Annotated in this window: 16 protein-coding genes; 12 read left to right on the top strand and 4 right to left on the bottom strand. The window is 71.7% G+C overall.

Going from position 1 to position 17790, the window contains the following annotated elements; all coding sequences use genetic code 11:
* Nucleotides 1-31: 31 nt before the first annotated feature.
* The 4 genes from AC2XR2_RS00755 to AC2XR2_RS00740 are packed head-to-tail and all read left to right on the top strand — an operon-like array spanning nucleotide 32 to nucleotide 4857.
* Entirely contained in the window at nucleotides 32-1036 is a 1005-nt protein-coding gene (locus AC2XR2_RS00755; RefSeq protein ID WP_491513903.1) for an ornithine cyclodeaminase family protein, read from the top strand.
* A complete protein-coding gene (locus tag AC2XR2_RS00750) occupies nucleotides 1027-2355 on the top strand; it encodes a type III PLP-dependent enzyme domain-containing protein (protein WP_491513902.1) in 1329 nt (442 codons plus the stop codon). The genes AC2XR2_RS00755 and AC2XR2_RS00750 overlap by 10 nt, the downstream gene beginning before the upstream one ends.
* 32 nt (nucleotides 2356-2387) lie before the next feature.
* Nucleotides 2388-3416, top strand: a complete 1029-nt coding sequence (locus AC2XR2_RS00745) for a cysteine synthase family protein (protein WP_491513901.1) — start codon at nucleotides 2388-2390, stop codon at nucleotides 3414-3416.
* A 37-nt stretch (nucleotides 3417-3453) separates the two neighbouring features.
* Nucleotides 3454-4857: an MATE family efflux transporter gene (locus AC2XR2_RS00740; protein WP_491513900.1), complete on the top strand. Its 1404-nt coding sequence runs from the start codon at nucleotides 3454-3456 to the stop codon at nucleotides 4855-4857.
* A gap of 30 nt (nucleotides 4858-4887) precedes the next feature.
* Here AC2XR2_RS00740 and AC2XR2_RS00735 read toward each other — a convergent pair whose 3' ends face one another.
* A complete protein-coding gene (locus AC2XR2_RS00735) occupies nucleotides 4888-6531 on the bottom strand; it encodes a peptidoglycan-binding protein (RefSeq protein ID WP_491513899.1) in 1644 nt (547 codons plus the stop codon).
* Between the two features lie 347 nt (nucleotides 6532-6878).
* On the opposite strand from AC2XR2_RS00735, the gene AC2XR2_RS00730 reads away from it, so the two are divergent.
* The 8 genes from AC2XR2_RS00730 (at nucleotide 6879) to AC2XR2_RS00695 (ending at nucleotide 14400) form a co-directional block, all read left to right on the top strand.
* On the top strand, nucleotides 6879-7775 hold the full coding sequence (locus AC2XR2_RS00730; RefSeq protein ID WP_491513898.1) for a peptidoglycan-binding protein: 897 nt from the start codon (nucleotides 6879-6881) through the stop codon (nucleotides 7773-7775).
* On the top strand, nucleotides 7772-8659 hold the full coding sequence (locus AC2XR2_RS00725; RefSeq protein ID WP_491513897.1) for a helix-turn-helix domain-containing protein: 888 nt from the start codon (nucleotides 7772-7774) through the stop codon (nucleotides 8657-8659). Before AC2XR2_RS00730 ends, AC2XR2_RS00725 begins: the two co-directional genes overlap by 4 nt.
* A 184-nt stretch (nucleotides 8660-8843) precedes the next feature.
* The gene (locus AC2XR2_RS00720) at nucleotides 8844-9272 is read left to right on the top strand and encodes a PhlB family protein (RefSeq protein ID WP_381302560.1); all 429 of its coding nucleotides are present in this window, start codon (nucleotides 8844-8846) and stop codon (nucleotides 9270-9272) included.
* Nucleotides 9273-9332: 60 nt separating this feature from the next.
* On the top strand, nucleotides 9333-10559 hold the full coding sequence (locus AC2XR2_RS00715; RefSeq protein ID WP_491513896.1) for a CaiB/BaiF CoA transferase family protein: 1227 nt from the start codon (nucleotides 9333-9335) through the stop codon (nucleotides 10557-10559).
* Nucleotides 10560-10580: 21 nt separating this feature from the next.
* Complete coding sequence (locus AC2XR2_RS00710) at nucleotides 10581-11756, top strand: acyl-CoA dehydrogenase family protein (RefSeq protein ID WP_381302562.1); 1176 nt, start codon at nucleotides 10581-10583, stop codon at nucleotides 11754-11756.
* Nucleotides 11757-11781: 25 nt separating this feature from the next.
* Nucleotides 11782-12564, top strand: coding sequence for an electron transfer flavoprotein subunit beta/FixA family protein (locus AC2XR2_RS00705; protein ID WP_491513895.1), 783 nt, complete (start codon nucleotides 11782-11784; stop codon nucleotides 12562-12564).
* Between the two features lie 33 nt (nucleotides 12565-12597).
* Entirely contained in the window at nucleotides 12598-13563 is a 966-nt protein-coding gene (locus AC2XR2_RS00700; protein ID WP_491513894.1) for an electron transfer flavoprotein subunit alpha/FixB family protein, read from the top strand.
* A gap of 156 nt (nucleotides 13564-13719) precedes the next feature.
* Nucleotides 13720-14400 carry a GNAT family N-acetyltransferase gene (locus tag AC2XR2_RS00695; RefSeq protein ID WP_491513893.1) on the top strand — a complete coding sequence of 227 codons (681 nt, stop codon included), beginning with the start codon at nucleotides 13720-13722 and terminating at the stop codon, nucleotides 14398-14400.
* Between the two features lie 197 nt (nucleotides 14401-14597).
* Here AC2XR2_RS00695 and AC2XR2_RS00690 read toward each other — a convergent pair whose 3' ends face one another.
* The 3 genes from AC2XR2_RS00690 to AC2XR2_RS00680 form a co-directional block, all read right to left on the bottom strand.
* Complete coding sequence (locus AC2XR2_RS00690; protein WP_491513892.1) at nucleotides 14598-15488, bottom strand: 3-hydroxybutyryl-CoA dehydrogenase; 891 nt, start codon at nucleotides 15486-15488, stop codon at nucleotides 14598-14600.
* 143 nt (nucleotides 15489-15631) lie between these two features.
* Complete coding sequence (locus tag AC2XR2_RS00685) at nucleotides 15632-16537, bottom strand: LysR substrate-binding domain-containing protein (protein ID WP_491513891.1); 906 nt, start codon at nucleotides 16535-16537, stop codon at nucleotides 15632-15634.
* A gap of 136 nt (nucleotides 16538-16673) precedes the next feature.
* Nucleotides 16674-17774 carry an alcohol dehydrogenase catalytic domain-containing protein gene (locus tag AC2XR2_RS00680; RefSeq protein ID WP_491513890.1) on the bottom strand — a complete coding sequence of 367 codons (1101 nt, stop codon included), beginning with the start codon at nucleotides 17772-17774 and terminating at the stop codon, nucleotides 16674-16676.
* Nucleotides 17775-17790: the final 16 nt, after the last annotated feature.

Genomic DNA, 17790 nt, shown 5'->3' with positions numbered 1-17790 from the left:
GCTCACCCACCCTGGTCCGAAGGGAACAGCCGTGACCGGAACCCCCGCACGCACGGACGACAAGACCCTGCGCGTCCTGAGCACCAGCGACCTCGCGGGCATCGACATCTCGCTGACCGACGTCGTCGCCGTGGTCGAGGAGGCCTACCGCACCCTCGCCGACGGCAGGTCCGCCAACCCGCGCAAGCTCACCGTCAAACCCGAGGACGGTCACTCCGTCTCGTACGCCATGCTCGGCCGGGACGGGGTCCGCGAGGTCGTCGCGATCAAGACGTCGTACAAGCACGGCCTGGACAAGTCCCGCGACCAGCAGCACTACTACACGACGCTCACCGTCTACGACGACGTCACCGGCCTGCCTGTCGCGATGATGGACTGCGGCCGCATCGGCTCCCTGCGCACCCCCGCCGTCTCCGCGCTCCTCGCCCGTGAGTGCGCGCCGCCCGACAGCCGCAGCGCCCTCGTCATCGGCACCGGGACCCAGGGCCGCCTCGCGCTGCCCTTCCTGCTCACCACCCTGCCCGGGCTGGACCGCCTCATGGTCCACGGCACCCACCCGGACGGCCTCGCCGCGGTCCGGGAGCAACTCCACCACCACTTCCCCGACCGGGAGTTGGAGGTGGTCGACGACGTACGGGCCGCCGCGGCGGAAGCCGATGTGGTGGTCGCCACCGCGGGGCAGCACACCCCGGCCGCCGTGGAGTCCGACGACCTCAAGCCGGGCGCCCTGTCGATCCTGGTCGGCCACGGCATCGCGCCCTCCACGCTCCAGCGGGCGGACCGCGTCATCGCGACCAGCGAGGCACAGATGAAGGTCACCGGCACCGACATGGCCGACGCGGACGGTAACTTCCCCGCCGTGGACGCCGAGTTCCCCGAGGTCGTGGCGGGCCGGGCGCAGGGTCGGCGCTCCGCGGACGAGCGGATCTTCGCCTACAACAGCGGGCTCGTCGTCACCGACATCGCCCTCGGCCACCGGTTCGCACAGCTCGCCGTCGAACAGGGCCTGGGGACGCGGGTGTCGCTGTGGGCGTGACCGCAGTGACGGCGGCCCCGCCGTTGCCGGCCCACCCGGACCCGTGGCTCGACGCGATCCTGTCCGGCCCACTGCCGCACGAGCTGTCGTACGCGATCGGCGGCCCCTTCCATCTGCTGCTGCCCGACCGCTTCGACACCAACGCCGCCGCCTTCAGGGCAGTGCTCGACGAGTTCGGCGTCGAGGGGCGCGTGTACTACGCGAAGAAGGCGAACAAGGCAGCCGCGTGGATCGAGCGATGCGCCCTGTCCGGTACGGGAGTCGACGTCGCCGGCAGCGGTGAACTGCGGGACGCGCTGGGGTGCGGGGTCCGTGGCGAGAACATCGTGGTGACCGGTCCCGCGAAGGCCGACGCACTCCTGCGGGTCGCCGTGCTCCAAGGGTGTCTGATCGCGGTCGACGCCCTCGACGAACTGGAACGCCTCATCGGGATCGGCCGGCCCGCACGCGTACTGCTCCGACGCCTCCCGCCCGCCCAGCCGAACAGCCGATTCGGGCTGGACGACGGCGAGTTGGAGACAGCTCTCGTGCGATGCCGGGAAGCCGGAGTCGTGATGGAGGGATTCTCCTTCCACCTCTCCGGCTACGACCCCCTCATGCGCGCCGAACTGGCCGCCGAACTCGTCGACTTGTGCCTCAAGGCCCAGGCGTCCGGCCTGCGAGCCGACCGGATCAGCATCGGCGGCGGGTTCGCGGTCGACTACACGGACGCCCCGCACTGGGAGCGCTACCTGCGCGACCAGCGGCCCGAGCACTACCACGCGGGCAAGTCCTTCGCGCCGGGCGACTTCTACCCGTACCACTCGCCGGTGGCCGGCCCCGACGCGCTGCGCGCGGTCCTCGCCGCGCACGGTCTCGCCGGGCGACTGCGCGAGGCCGGGGTGAAGCTGCTCCTCGAACCCGGGCGGGCGCTGCTGGACAGGGCCGGCTGCACGGTCTTCCGCGTCCAGGGCGTGAAAGACCTCGACGGCTACGGCGTCGTCACCGTCGACGGCAGCAGCCTGAGCCTGTCCGAGCAGTGGTTCGCCAGCGAGTACCTGCCCGATCCGGTGCTGCTCTCCCGCACCGGGCCGGGCGAGCCGTACGCGGCCTGCGTCGGCGGCGCCACCTGCCTGGAGTCCGACATGGTCACCTGGCGCAAGGTGCGCTTCCCCGCCCGCCCCGCCGTCGGCGACCTGCTCGTCTACCCCAACACCGCCGGATACCAGATGGACTCCAACGAGTCCCCCTTCCACGAGCTTCCGCTCCCCCCGAAGGTCGTCCTCGACACCGCCGACGGCAGCACCCGCTGGCGGTTCGACCGCCCTCCACTCGCCTGACTCTCGCCCCCCTCGAACCCCGGAGCCATCCGATGGACAAGGCGCTCGCGCGTCCCGCCGTGGTCAGCCAGGTCTCCGACCTGATCGGCCACACCCCGCTCTTCGAACTGTGCCGCACCGACACCGGCAGCCGACTCCTGCTCAAACTCGAACAGTTCAACCCCACCGGCACCGCGAAGATCCGCATGGCCCGGCAGATGGTCCTCGACGCCGAGGAGCGCGGGCTGCTGCGCCCCGGCGGCCGTATCGTCGAGTCCACCTCCGGCAACACCGGACTCGGCCTGGCGGTGATCGCCGCCGAGCGCGGCTACACCTTCACCGCCGTCGTCGACCATCACGCGGCCGCCGACAAACTGCGCGGCATGAAGGCGCTCGGTGCCGAACTCGTCTACGTCGCCGAGGACGGGGACGAGGAGCTGGCCACGGCCGCCCGGGAGGAGTTCGCCGAGCGGCTGGCGGCCGGCAGCGACAACACCTACTTCACCGAGCAGCACAACAACCTCGCCAACGGGGACGGCTACCGGCCCGTGGCGCATGAACTGGACGCCGCGCTGGACGGCCGTATCGACATCCTGATCGGCGCCGTGGGCACCGGGGGCGGACTCTTCGGGACCGGCGGGGAACTGCGCAAGGCCGTGCCCGGGGTACGGATCGTCGGGGTCGAGCCCAAGGGGTCGATCGCCTTCGGGCCGCCCGCCCACGACTACTACCAGTCCGGCACCGGCACGCCCGAGGGCGCCACCATCGGCGCGATGGTCGACTACGAGCTGCTGGACGAGGGCGTCAAGGTCGGCGACATCGAGGCGTTCGCCACCGCGCGGGTATTGGCCCGCCGCATCGGCCTCCTCATCGGCGGCTCGGCGGGCGGAGTGGTGCACGAGGCGCTGACCCGCATGTCCTCGCTGGCCCCCGGCACGACTATGGTCGCGCTGGTCAATGACGGAGGGGAGAAGTACATGGACACCGTCTTCGACGACGACTGGATGAACGACCGCGACCTCATCGACCCGGCCGTCGAGCGCGAGATCGACGAACTGCTGACGAAACTCCGCGAGAACTGACCCGATGCCGACACCCCTTCGTGAGAACCGACACCCGATGCCGACACCGCTCACCACCCTGCTCCGCGACAGCCGAGCCCTGGCGACCCTCGCCGTGCCGCTCGCCCTGACCCAGCTCGCCCAGGTCGCCCTCACCACCACCGACACGGTGATGATGGGCCTGATGGGCGCCGAGGCCCTGGCCGGCGGCGGCCTCGCGATGGTCGTCTTCAACCAGCTGCGCACCATGGGTGTCGGCCTCGTCACCGCGGTCGGCAACCAGGTGTCCGCCGCCTCCGCCCGTGCCGACGAGGACGAGGAGCTCTCCGAGTCGGCGACCCGGGAAGTCCGGGACGTGGTCCGCGCGGCGCTCGCGCTGGCCACCCTGGCCGGGGTCGCCGGCGCCCTCGTCATGCTGCTGATCGGCCGCGCCGTGGCCCACCTCGGCCAGGACCCGGACGTCGTGGCCACCGCCTGGCCGGTGCTGCTCACCCTCGCCCCGGGCCTGATCCCCTGCCTGTGGTTCCAGGCCATCCGTCAGTTCACCGTGGGCATGCGCCGCCCCCAGGCCCTGCTGCGCATCACGATCGCGTCGGTGGCGGTCAACGCGGGCCTCAACTGGCTGCTGATCCACGGCACATGGGTCTTTCCGGAGCTGGGCCTGCCCGGCATCGGCATCTCCACCTCGCTGGTCTACCTGCTCACCTGCCTCGCCCTGTACGGCTCCGCACGCCGCGACCCCCGGCTCGCACCGCTGCTCGACATCCGGATCTGGAAGGCCCGCCCGGCCACCCTGCGCCGGCTGACGGGGCTGGGCGTGCCGATCGCCGCCACCTACGGCTCCGAAGCCGGGTTCTTCTCCGTCGTGGCCCTGCTCATCGGCACCTTCGGCAGTGCCGCGCTGGCCGCGCACACCGCCGTCAACCAGCTCATCTACATCGTCTTCCAGATCGCGGTCGGCCTCTCGCACGCCGCGTCCCTCAACGTCAGCCGCGAACTCGCCCTGGACCGGATCGACGCGGCCCAGCGCATCAAGAACACGGCACTGGCGTGCGCGGCGGCCGTGATGGCCGTGGTCGGCGTCGTCTATCTCACCGCCCCCGGCCTGGTGCTGCGCCCGTTCCTCGACCCGTCCTCCGCCGACGGGCACAGCGCGACCGACATCGCCACCAGCCTGCTGCTGATCGCGGCCGTCCTGCAGTTCTTCGACTGCGCCCAGAACATCGGGGTCGGTCTGCTGCGCGGCCTCGACGACACCGGGAGCGGCTTCCGGATCACCCTGGTCGGCTACTGGCTGATCGGCCTGCCCGCCGCCTGGCTGTTCGGACACCTCGCGGGGCTGGAGACCGTCGGCGTCTGGCTCGGCCTGCTGACGGGGCTCGCCGCCACCGCCCTGCTCCTGCTGCGCCGCTACCACCAGGCACTGTCGCTGCGCGCGGCGGGACAGCCGGCCGTCGCCTGACCTCCCGGGTCGGGCGACGGCCGGCTCGGCTCAGCGGACCCTGATGAACAGCACGTCGTAACCGCTGTTCGTGGACCGGGACTTGACGTAGACGCCGTCGCCGCCGCCGTTGGGGTTGCCCGTGTTGCCCTCGACGGTGGTGAAGGACGAGCCCGACACGGTCCGCACGAAGCCGATGTGCTCGTGGCCGCCGGTGAAGTCGTTGCCGCCGTTCCAGTCGAAGGCCACGATGTCACCCGGCTGCGGGTTGGTCGTCACGGAGAGGTGGTAGTTGCCGGCCCGCGCCTGCTTGACCCAGCCCGAGACATAGGTGTTGCGGTAGGAGGTGGCTCCGGTCTGCTTGGCCACCCAGCTCACGAAGGTCGCGCACCAGGCGTAGTTGCTGGTGGACAGCGAAAGCCCCACGGCCGAGCCGTAGCTGTTCGCGCGGGCACTGCCCTCGGCCGTGCCGACCTCGGCCGCCGCCACGTCGAGCATCTTGGCGTAGCCACCGCCGGGCGGGGGAGAGGACGGCGGGGTGACCGCGCCGTACAGGGCGGCCTTGGTGTTCGGTCCCACCTGGCCGTCGACCGAGAGGCCCTTCTCGGCCTGGAAGTCCCGGACGGCGCTGCCCGTGAGCGGGCCGAAGTCGCCGTCGACGGCGAGGTCGGCACCGTGGTGGTTGAGCAGGCTCTGCAACTCGGTGACACAGCCGCTGCGTTGGCCCTGCACGATCTCGTTCGGGCAGGACGCGGAGGTCAGGTTGATCGGCGCGGGCGCGCCGTTGCCGCCGCCACCGCCGATGTTCGAGTACAGCGCGGCCTTGGTGTTCGGACCGACCTGACCGTCGACGGACAGCCCGCTCGCGGACTGGAACGCCTTGACGGCCGCCAGGGTCTGCGGACCGAAACTGCCGTCCACGTCGAGGCTGTGTCCCTTGCCGTTCAGCAGGGACTGCAACGTGGCGACGCAACCGCCGCTCTGCCCCTCGACGATGTTCGCCGGGCAGGAGGCCGACCTCAGGTCCACGCCCGTCGACGGTGACTCGTCGGTGTCGTACAGCTCGCGCTTGGTGTTGGTGCCGACCTGGCCGTCGACCGTGAGGCCGTGGGCGGACTGGAAGCTGCGGACGGCGCTCGCGGTCCCGGAGCCGAAGTCACCGTCCACGTCGACCGCGAAGCCGTGGTGGATCAGCAGCCGCTGGAGCTCGGTGACGCACCCGCCCTTGGCGCCCTGCACGAGGTTCGCCGGGCACGAGGAGGAGTTCAGGTTGACCGGGGCGGGGGCCGAGCCTCCGGTCGCGTACAGCTTGCTCTTGGTCGCGGGGCCCACCCGCCCGTCCACCGCGATCGCCGTGGCGGCCTGGTACTCACGGACCGCGTAGAGCGTGGCCGGTCCGAACTGTCCGTCCACCTGAAGACCGGCGCCGTGCGCGTTGAGCAGGTTCTGCAACTCCGTGACACAGCCGCTGGTCTGGCCCTGCAGGATCTCGTTGGGGCAGGACGCGGAGGTCAGCCTGACCGGGGCCGGCGCCGCGGACGCCGGTCCTGCACCGAGCACGATGCCGGCCGAGACCATCGCCGCGGTGGCGGCGAAGGTTCCGACGCGGATCCGCCACGGTGTTCCGGGGCGGTGCGCGACCGGGTGCGGTGGGTTCGTGTCTTCGGGGCGGGTGAGGAACGCGAGTCTTCCCATGATGGCGGGGTTCTCCTTCGGTTGCGGGAGGGGGAGGGGCGAGCACATACGCGGGGCGAACGTCCCGATCGGGCGGACGTACGGACGAGGTTCCGGCTGGGGGGCCCGCACCTGCGGGCCAGATGGCGGGATCAAAGGTGGAGGGCGGGAGTCGACGGCCGCCACGGTCGCGCCACAGATGGCGCTCTTCCGGGACGAGCACCCCGTTGACCTGCGAAGACAGCGCCCCATGGGACGGCGATGTGGGACACCTGTGACAGACGTGACGCGCTCATGCAGAATGCGCAGCAGCGGTGGGGGCCGCTGCTCACGCGCCTGACCACGCTGACGACCGCTTTGGGGGACACATGCCGCGCTCCAAGCCGCTGCCCGCGGAACTCGACCCCAGCGCCCGGCAGTTGCTGACCCGCTTACGCCGGCTCAAGGACCACAGCGAGCTGACGATGCGGCAGCTCGCGGCCAAGACCGGGTACAGCGCCAGGTCGTGGGAGCGGTATCTGGGGGGCACGTCACTGCCGCCGCGGGAGGCGGTCGAGGCGCTGGCCAGGATCACCGGCACCGATCCCGTCCCCCTGCTCGCGTTGCACGAGATCGCGGCGGACACCTGGGACAGGCACCGCACGGCGAGTCCGGCACACCCGCACACCGAGCCGCCGGCCCCAGCGGGCGCGTCCACGCCCGCACATGCCACGGACGGCCCGTCCGGTCGTCCCACCGAGGCACTGACCGCGCGTCCCACCGAGGTCCCTCACGCGCGTCCCACCGAGGTCCCTCACGCGCGTCCCACCGAGGTCCCTCACGCGCGTCCCACCGAGCCAACTCCCGGTCGCTTCCCGCACCTTGCCCTCGTCGCGGGCGTCGCCGCCCTGGCCGTAGCCCTGTTGGCGGCGCTGCTTCTCCTGCAGCGCCTGGACGACGACGCCACCCCGGCCGCCATCACGGCCCCGCCCCGCAGCACCGCACCCTCCTCGCCGCCCTCCTACACCTGCCGCATCACCCGGATCGAGGGGCACTGGTCGGCCGGTATCAACCAGGGCCGCACCACCGAGATCGGCTACGGCGACACCGGCGCCGACGTCGCCGAGGCGCAGTGTCTGCTGCGCCGGGCGGGCATCTCACCCGGCGGGATCGACGGCATGTTCGGTCCGCTGACGCTGCGGGCGGTCAAGACGTTCCAGCGGCGCGCGGGCCTCACCGCCGACGGCATCCTGGGGCCGCAGTCCTGGAAGGCGTTGCGGGGATGACCGCCGGCGCCCCCTCCCCGCCGGGCGCCCGACTGGCCGCCGTACTGCAGCAGTTGCGGCAGCGCACGGGACTCAGCCTCACGCAGCTCGCGCACGCGACCACCTACAGCAGATCGTCCTGGGAGCGCTACCTCAACGGCAAGAGCCTGCCACCGCGCAGCGCGGTCAAGGAGCTGTGCCATCTCGCGGACGAACCGGCCGACCACGCGTTGGCACTGCTCGACATCGCCCGCACGAGCCGGACGGACAACACGCCGTCGGCACCGGGCGCACCGGCTCGACAGCGCACGGCCACCGGAGCCGACGGGCCGCCCCCAGCCGTCGCATCCGCCACCGTGCCGGGCGCGACACCCCCACCTGCCACCGCCCCGGCCGGTCACCGGCGCGCACACGTCGTCACCGCCCTGGCATCGACCTGTGCCGTCGTCCTCGGAACGCTCGTGCTCGTCAACCTCCCCCCGGCCCACCGCAAGGAGGCGGCGCCGTCCCCCTCGGCCGCCGGGCCGCTGTGCCGCCGCACGGCCTGTCGCGACAAGGACCCGATCACGACGAGATGCGGTGCCGAGCCGCTGACCCTCGCCGAGCACGAGACCGCTACGGGCGCCTGGATCCAGATCCGCTACAGCCGGGAATGCGGCACGAGCTGGGCCCGCATGTGGGGCGCCGCCGTGGGCGACCGCGTGGAGATCACGACCGGTGACCGTCCCGGCTCCCACCACAGTGCCCGGGTGACCACCCGGAAGGAGGCGGACACCTACGTCCACACCCTCATGAGCGTGCTCACCCCCGGAACCCCCGTGCGGGCCTGCTTCACTCCCGTGACCGGCGGCGCGCAGGAGTGCTTCCAGGCCTCTTCCACGGACGAGGCCGACTCGGCCGGCTGACGTCACGACGACGTACCCGCGTGATCCGGCCCGGCCCTCTGACCTCGGTGAACGAACGTGTTCCGCGCACAAAGATGCGTCAGCTCGTCGTTGACCGGCCATTCGCGGCAGAGCCAAGGTGAGGGAGACAGATCGGATCCCGATCGCCCGTTTCCGCTCACCGACGTGAGCGCAGGAGGCCGTGATGCTCCAGACAACCCGCCGTGAACCCGACGAGTTCCGGACAGGTGACGACGCGGGTGCCGTGGGCACGGCCGGCGACCCGCCCGCACCGGAGATCCCCGGCGATCTCCTCTTCCAGAGCTGTCGCTGGTGCGGCACTCCGGCCTACCGCCGGTCGTTCTGCCGGGCCTGCGGCTCCACCGCCTTCAAGCGGGAGCACAGCAGGGGCGCCGGGGCCCTGGTGCGCCGTATCGGCCAGTCCCCGCCCGACACCTGGCTGGTCGCGATGGATGAGGGATTCACCCTGCTCTGCCGGTTCGCCGGGGCGGAGGTGACCGTGGCCGGGATCGGGGCGAGAGTGCGGGTCGTGCGGGCCGTGGCCCCCAGGGAGCAGGGGCTTCCCGTCGTCGAACTCACCTACCCGCCCAGGTCCCTGGACCGCTGGTGGTGACACGGCACGGCACCGGTCAGGTCACGTTCGCGCGGGCGGTACGACGAGAGAAGAGGGCACATGGACACCCAGGGCAACGCACCGGACGGACGGGGCGGTGCGGCCGGCCCGGCGGGGCGGACGGCGCTGCACGGACTGCGCATCGCGGACTTCTCCCGGGTGCTCGCGGGACCCTACGCCACCATGCTCCTCGCCGACCTCGGCGCCGACGTGGTGAAGGTGGAGCGTCCGGGCACCGGGGACGAGACCCGGGCCTGGCACCCCCCGGCGGACCAGGACGGCACCTCGACGTACTTCCTGAGCGTCAACCGGAACAAGAGGTCCGTCGTCCTGGACCTCACCACCGAGACCGGCCTCGAGCAGGCCCGCTCCCTGATCGCCGAGTCCGACGTCCTGGTGGAGAACTTCCGCCCCGGAACCATGGAACGGCTGGGCCTCGGCCATCGTGAACTCCTGGCCCGGCAGCCGGAGTTGGTCTACTGCTCGATCAGCGGTTTCGGCAGCGGCGCGGGCGCCGCGATCCCCGGCTACGACCTCCTCGTCCAGGCGGTCGGCGGTCTGATGAGCGTGACCGGTACCGCGGACGGGGAGCCGGTGAAGGCCGGCGTGGCCCTGGTCGACGTGATCACCGGGCTGCACGCCTCACTCGGCATCCTCGCCGCGCTACGGCACCGGGACGCCACCGGCGAAGGGCAGCTCGTGGAGGTGAACCTGCTCGGCTCGCTGCTGTCGGCCATGGTCAACCAGGCGTCGGCCTTCGCCGTCGCCGGGGTGGTGCCCGGCCGGATGGGAAACGCGCACCCGAGCATCGCGCCGTACGAGACCCTGCCGACCGCGGACCGGCCGATCGCCCTCGCGGTGGGCAACGACCGGCAGTTCACCGCACTGGCCGAGGTCGTCGGTGATCCCGGTCTCGCCGTCGACGACCGCTTCCGCACGAACACCGACCGGGTCGCCCATCGCGCCGCACTGCGGGACATCCTGACCGAGCGGCTCGGCGCCGCGGGCGCCGACCACTGGACCAGCGCCCTGCTGGCGGCCGGAGTGCCCGCCGGGCCGGTCAACACCCTCGACGAAGCCTTCGCCTTCGCCCACAAGCTCGGCCTCCCCGGCATCGTCGAGATTCCCGCGGCCCCCGCCGACGGCGCCGAAGCCGGACCCTTCCGCCAGATCGCGCATCCCATCGGCCTGAGCGGAACCCCGGCGCAGTACCGCCTGCCCCCGCCCTCCCTGGGCCGGCACACCGCGCAGATCCTGAACAACCCCTCCGACCACCCGATTTCCTAACTCGATCACAAGGAGCACGACATGAACGCCAAGCCGCTCAAGGACCCCCTCGAACTGTTCGACATCGCTTCCGTCCTCACCGACGAGGAGCGCGAGATCCAGGCCACTGTCGCCAGGTTCGTCGCCGACCGGGTCCGCCCGCACATCGGGGAGTGGTTCGAGAACGCCCACTTCGCACGCGAACTCGCCCCCGAGCTCGGCAAGTTGGGGGTGCTCGGCATGCATCTCGACGGGTACGGCTGCGCCGGCACCAACGCCGTCAGCTACGGTCTGGCCTGCCTGGAGCTGGAGGCGGCGGACTCCGGCTTCCGCAGCTTCGTGTCCGTGCAGGGCTCGCTGTCGATGTTCTCCATCTGGAAGTGGGGCTCCGAGGAGCAGAAGCAGGAGTGGCTGCCCCGGCTCGCCGCGGGTGAGGCGATCGGCTGCTTCGGCCTGACCGAGCCCGACTTCGGCAGCAACCCCTCCGGCATGCGCACCAAGGCCGTCCGTGAGGGCGGCGACTGGATCCTGAACGGCTCCAAGATGTGGATCACCAACGGCGGTATCGCCGACGTGGCCACCGTGTGGGCGCAGACCGAGGACGGCGTCCGCGGCTTCCTCGTGCCGCGCGGGACGCCCGGTTTCACGACCCAGGACATCAAGCAGAAGATGTCGCTGCGGGCGTCCGTCACCTCGGAGCTGTACTTCGACAACGTACGGCTGCCCGACTCGGCGCGGCTCCCGCACGCGGAGGGCCTGCGCGGACCGCTGTCCTGCCTGAACGAGGCCCGCTTCGGCATCCTGTTCGGAGCGGTCGGCGCCGCCCGGGACTCCCTGCAGGCGGCCGTCGAGTACGCCGACTCCCGGGTGCAGTTCGACAAGCCGATCAGTGCCTTCCAGCTCACCCAGAAGAAGCTCGCCGACATGACCGTGTCCCTCGGCAATGCCGCGCTGCTCGCCGTGCACCTCGGGCGTCTGAAGGACCAGCACCGGATCCGGCCCGAACAGATCAGCGTCGGCAAGCTCAACAACGTACGGGAGGCGATCGCGATCGCCCGGGAGTGCCGCACCGTGCTCGGCGCCAACGGCATCTCCCTGGAGTACTCGCCGCTGCGTCACGCCAACAACCTGGAGTCCGTCCTCACCTACGAGGGGACCAGCGAGATGCACACCCTGGTCGTCGGCCAGGCGATCACCGGCTACCCGGCGTTCCGCTGACCGCGCCGGCCGAAGGAAGACGACCGTGAACATCGTCGTACTCGTCAAGCAGGTCCCCGACACCGCCGCCGAACGCACCCTGACCGGGGCCGACCACACGCTCGACCGCGAGAACTCCGACCTCGTCCTGGACGAGATCAACGAGCGCGCCGCCGAGGAGGCCCTGACCCTCAAGGAGGCGACCGACGCCGAGGTCACGGTCGTGTCCATGGGGCCCGACTCCGCCCTCGACGCCATCCGCAAGGTACTGGCCATGGGCGCCGACCGTGGCATCCACGTCTGCGACGACAGACTCCGGGGCGCCGACGTGGTGACCACCGCGAAGGTCCTGGCCGCCGCCGTGGGGACGGTGACGGACGTGGACCTGGTCCTCGCGGGCGACGCGGCGACCGACGGACAGGCGAGTGCGGTCCCCGCCATGGTCGCGGAGCTGCTCGGGCTGCCGCAGCTGACCCACGTACGCGAACTCGCCCTGGACGCGGGGCGGGTGCGCGCCGAGCGCGAGACCGACAGGGGTGAGGCCACGCTGGACGCCCCGCTGCCCGCGCTGGTCAGTGTCACCGAGAAGATCAACGAGCCGCGCTATCCCTCCTTCAAGGGCATCATGGCCGCGAAGAAGAAGCCCGTGACGACGGTCGGCCTCGACGACCTGTTCCCGGACGCGGACCACGCCGCGTTCCTCGTGACCCGCACACGCGTGGTGGAGGCCGTCCCGCGTCCCGCGAGGGCCGCCGGGACTGTCGTCACGGACGACGGTTCGGCCGCCCGCCGGCTCTTCGACCACCTGCTCGCCCAGAAGCTCCTCTGAACCACCCCGACCACCGAGAAACAGGCCGCACCCATGCCCGATGTCCTCGTCCTCGTCGAACACGACGGGGCACGCGTCCACAAGTCCACGCACGAACTCCTCACCGCCGCCCGCCGGTTGGGCGACCCGGTCGCCGTGCTCGTGGGAGCTCCCGGCACCACGGCCCGCCTCAGGCAGTCCCTCGCCCGGTACGGCGCCACGCGCGTCTACGCGGCCGAATCCACGGAGGCGGGAGAGTTCGTCGGCTCGCCCGCCGTCGATGCCCTGTACCTCGCGGTCCGCACGGTCGATCCCGCCGCCGTCCTGGTCTCCGCGACGACCGACGGCAAGGAGGTGGCCGGGCGGCTCGCCGCGCGACTGGACACCGGGCTGCTGACCGACGCGGTCGACCTGGACTCCTCCGGGACGGCCACCCAGATCGTCTTCGGCGGGGCGTACACCACGCGCTCCGAGGTGACCCAAGGGATTCCGGTGATCACGCTGCGGCCGGGCTCCTTCGACCCGGAGGAGCACCCCGGGGACGCGGTGGAGCACACGCTCGCGGTGCCGCCGGTCGACCCGGCGGTGTCCGCCCGCGTCACCGCCCGCCGCGCCGCGCTCGCCGGCGACCGCCCCGCGCTCACCGAGGCGAGCGTCGTCGTCTCCGGCGGACGCGGGGTCGGAGGTGCCGACGGCTTCAAGGTGGTGGAGGAACTGGCCGACGCCCTCGGCGGCGCCGTGGGCGCGTCCCGTGCCGCGGTCGACGCCGGCTACTACCCGCACCAGTACCAGGTCGGCCAGACCGGCAAGTCCGTCTCCCCGCAGCTGTACATCGCCCTGGGCATCTCCGGGGCCATACAGCACCTCGCCGGGATGCAGACGTCCAAGACGATCGTGGCCGTCAACAAGGACCCCGAGGCCCCCGTCTTCGGCGTGGCCGACTACGGCGTGGTGGGCGACCTCTTCTCGGTGGCTCCCCAGCTCACGCGAGAGGTGGCAGCCCGCCGCGGGGGCTCCTGACGTATCCCGTGTCCCACGCCGGAGGTCAGCACTGGCAGCCTCCGGCGCAGGATCACCACCGCCATGCAGTCGCCCCGGTCACGGGTCGAACCGCACCTCTGCCCGAGCGTGGAAAGCAGATGACCGCGGCTGCCCTCGTCTTCGACAATGGCACGCATGCTGATCGACCACTGGCCCCTGGTGGGACTGCGTCTGCGTACCCCGCGCCTGGAGCTGCGACTGCCCGGCGAGGACGAGCTCGCCGAGTTGGGCGAGCTCGCGGCAGCAGGCATCCACGAACCGGACCGCATGCCCTTCCTCGTGCCGTGGACCGACCTGCCTCCTGCCGACCGGGCGCGCTCGGTGGTGCAGCACCACTGGTTGCGCAGGGGGAACTGGGCACCCGAGAACTGGGCCCTGAACCTCGTTGTCCTCGACCACGGCCGGGTCGTCGGCCTGCAGACGGTCGCCGCCCGGGACTTCGCCGTGTTGCGGCAGGTGAGTACCGCCTCCTGGCTCGGGGCGCGGTTTCAGCGGCAAGGGATCGGTACCGAGATGCGTGCCGCGGTGCTGCACCTGGCCTTCGCCGGCCTGAACGCCCTCGAGGCGATGTCGGGTGCCTTCGAGGACAACGCGTCCTCGTTCACCGTGTCCATGAGACACGGTTACGAACTCGACGGCGTCGAGCGGCATGTGGTGCGTGGCCGGCCCGCGGTCATGCGGCGGTTGAGGCTGACGCGAGCCCGCTGGGAGATGCACCGCCATGTCCGTGTCTCCATCGCGGGGTTGTCGCCCTGTCTGCCGATGTTCGGCCTTGCGGACGACAGCCCCGCGGACCTCCACGAGACGTCTTCCTGACCCGCCTGCACGACCGCCGAGGGGCACCAGCAGCCGTCCTTGGTGAACGGCGGTCGCGGCACGGTTCTGTTCGGCGGCGGGACCCACCCGGCCCCGGACCGACGGGACCGCGTCGAGCAAGGGCATGAGCTTGTGACGCCGTCGCGGTCGCCGTCCGTCAGCAAGAGCCGCGAGCGGGGTGCCGTGTCCGTCGGGGATCAGCCGGTGCTGCGCGCCTGGCCTTCCCCGGCCACCCGGTAGTCGAAGAACCCCTGCCCCGACTTGCGTCCCAGCAGCCCCGACTCGACCATGCGGCGCAGCAGCGGGGGCGGGGCGTACAGGGGCTCCCGGTACTCCTCGTACAGCGCCTCACCGATCGCCGCGACCGTGTCGAGCCCGATGAGGTCGGCGAGCCGCAGCGGGCCCATCGGGTGGGCGCAACCGGCGGTCATCCCCGTGTCGATGTCCTCCGCGCTCGCCGTGCCGGCACTCACCATCCGTACCGCCGCCAACAGGTAGGGCACCAGCAGGGAGTTCACCACGAAACCCGCGCGGTCCTGCGCCACGACCGTCTTCTTGCCCAGGATCTCGGCCGCGAAGGCACGCACCCGCAGTTCCGTGGCTTTCGAGGTGTGCAGCGACGGGATCACCTCGACCAGCGGCATCACGGGCACCGGGTTGAAGAAATGCAGGCCCACCACCGCCTCGGGCCGGCCGGTCGCAGCCGCCAGTCTGGCGATGGGGATGGAGGACGTGTTGCTGGCCAGCACGGCCGCCGGATCGGCGACCTTGTCCAGCTGCCGGAACAGTTCGGTCTTGGCCTGTTCGTCCTCGACGGCGGCCTCGATGACCAGGTCGGCCTTCGAGAGGCGGGACAGGTCGTCGGTGACCGAGACCCCGGCCAGCGCGAGGGCGCGGTCCTCGGGAGTGACGGCACCGCGCTTCTCCGCCCTGAGCAGGGAGTCGGCCACACCAGCCAGCCCCGCCCGGGCCCTGTCCTCGGTGATGTCGCACAACGTCACCTGCAGTCCGGCCCGGGCGCAGACCTCGGTGATGCCCTGACCCATCTGGCCCGCTCCCACGACGCCCACGTGCTTGATCCCTGTCATGCGCTCCTCCGCCTGTTCCTCCGTCTGGATGGCGGCCGATCGCGCCGCCGCGATGTCGAGCCTAGGCCTGGCACACCCCGTTTGACCTGCGAAAACAGTGCGTCATCCGCGCACAAAGGTGCGTCGGCGCGGTGGTGCCCGGATCAGCCGGCGGCGGTCGCGACCGCGGCCTCCCGCAGCCGGCGGATCACCCCGCGCACCGCGGGCGCCGTCTCACCCCTGCGGTAGGCACCCACCAGACGGGTGGTCAGCGGTACGTCCGCCAGCGGACGGTAGGCCACCCCGGGGAGGTGGGCGCGCCGCAGCGAGTCAGGGACCAGGGCCACCGCGAGACCTCCGCCCACCAGGGTCAGCGCGGCGACGTAGTCCCGCACCGGGGGAGCGCAGCGGGGGCTGAAGCCGCCCCGCGCGGCCACTTCCAGGATCTGGTCGCGGCAGCCGTACTCCTCGTCGAAGTGGGGGGCCACGAAGCTCTCCTCGCGCAGCGCGGCCGCGGGTATCGCCTCGTGCGCCGCGAGCGGCGCGTCGGCCGGCACGGCCACGACGACATCCTCGGTGAGCAGGCACGCGGCCGTGACCTCGGACGGGTACTCCGGCCGCCAGCGCAGGAAGCCGACGTCGATGTCACCGCAGGCCAGCGCCTCCAGCTGGGCCGGCGTCTCCAACTCCCGCACCTGGACCGTCAGATCGGTGCCGGGAGCCGCGCATCGGCCGAGGACGTCGGTGAGCACCCCGGAGAACGCGGCGGAGGCGACGTACGCGATCCGGGCGTGCCCCAGCTCTCCGCGTCCGGCCCGTCGGCCCACCGCCACGGCCCGCGCGGCCTGGGCGAGGGTCAGACGCGTCTCCTCGAGGAACAGCTGCCCGGCACTGGTCAGCGCCGGGCGGGTGCGTCGCCCCCGGTCGATCAGCCGCACACCCAGATGGGACTCCAGCGCCCTGATCTGGGCGCTGAGCGCCGACGGCGCCAGGTGCAGACGGTCCGCCGCCCGGCCGAAGTGCAGTTCCTCCGCGACGACGACGAACGATTCCAGCCAGCGCAGTTCCACCGGTTCCTCCGACCTGTCGGGCCCGCGCCGACGGGGGCGCGGGCTGTGGGTGCGGCCGCCTGTGGCGAGAACACCCCGCGGTGGTGTGTCAGGGCAGAACAGGATCACCGCGGGGTGAGTCGAGGTGCTCCGGCGGTCAGGGGAGCACGACGTAGTTGCTGAATCCGCCGTCGAGGTCCGTCGCGCGACCCGAGATCGCCTCGTTGACCTCGGACAGGGGAAACGGCTTGGTGATCAGGTAGGACAGGTCCAGGGCCCCCGTCGCCACCATGTCGGCGACCTCCTGGCCCTGCGCGGTGCTGAACCAGTTGGAGCCGATCAGCTGGACCTGCTCGTCCATGAGCCACTTCACGTCCACGGGCAGCCGGTCCGCCACGCCGCCGACGTTGACCACCCTGCCGCCCCGGCGCACCCCCTGCATGGAGTCCAGCATGGTCTCCACCGGGGCCTTGGCGCCCAGGGCGCTGATGACGAAGTCCGCGCCCTCGCCGCCGGTGCGGGACTTCGCCCAGGCGCCGGTGGAGCCCTCGCCCAGCCGCATGACCTCGATCCGGTCCGGGGCCAGTTCCTTGACCCGCTTGAGGAGTTCCTCGTTGCGGCCCGTACCGAGGACCCTGGAGACGCCCGAGGCGAGCGCGAGGAGCGTGGAGGCCACACCGAGGGTGCCGGTGACCCCGTCGATCAGCGCGACCTGGCCGGGGCCGGCGCCGGCCAACCTGAGTGCCCGGTACGAGGTGCCGATGTAGCCGAGCTTGCCGGCCTGCTCGAACGACATGGTGTCCGGGAGGTTGACGATCGCGTGCTGCGGCGCCGTCATGTACTCGCAGAAGCCGCCGTACGGGTAGAGGTCGAAGATCCGCTGACCGTCGCGGGAGGTGCTGAAGTAGCCGTTCAGGGTGAAGTAGCGGCACCGGCTGAGCTCGCCGCCGCGGCACGTCTGACAGCTGCCGCAGGACCGCAGCGGGCTCACGTAGACCCGGTCGCCCGGCTTGGTGTTGAGCACCGCCTCGCCGACCGCCTCGACCACGCCCGCCGGGTCCAGACCGAAGATCGCCGGCAGCTTGGGCAGAGGCTGGTGCGGGTACCAGGTGGGCCAGTTGTTGATCACATTGGCCATGTTCGGCACGATCCCGCACGCCTTGACCCGCACCAGCACGTCGGTCGGCCGCGGAGTGGGCACGTCGACGGTGTCCACGGACATCGGCTCACCGAGCGCGTGCAGTCGGGCAGCGAGCATTTTCGCCATTGAAATA

Source organism: Streptomyces sp. LS-MS-L19, from assembly GCF_058382285.1.
This window is presented reverse-complemented; position numbering and strand designations above follow the sequence as displayed.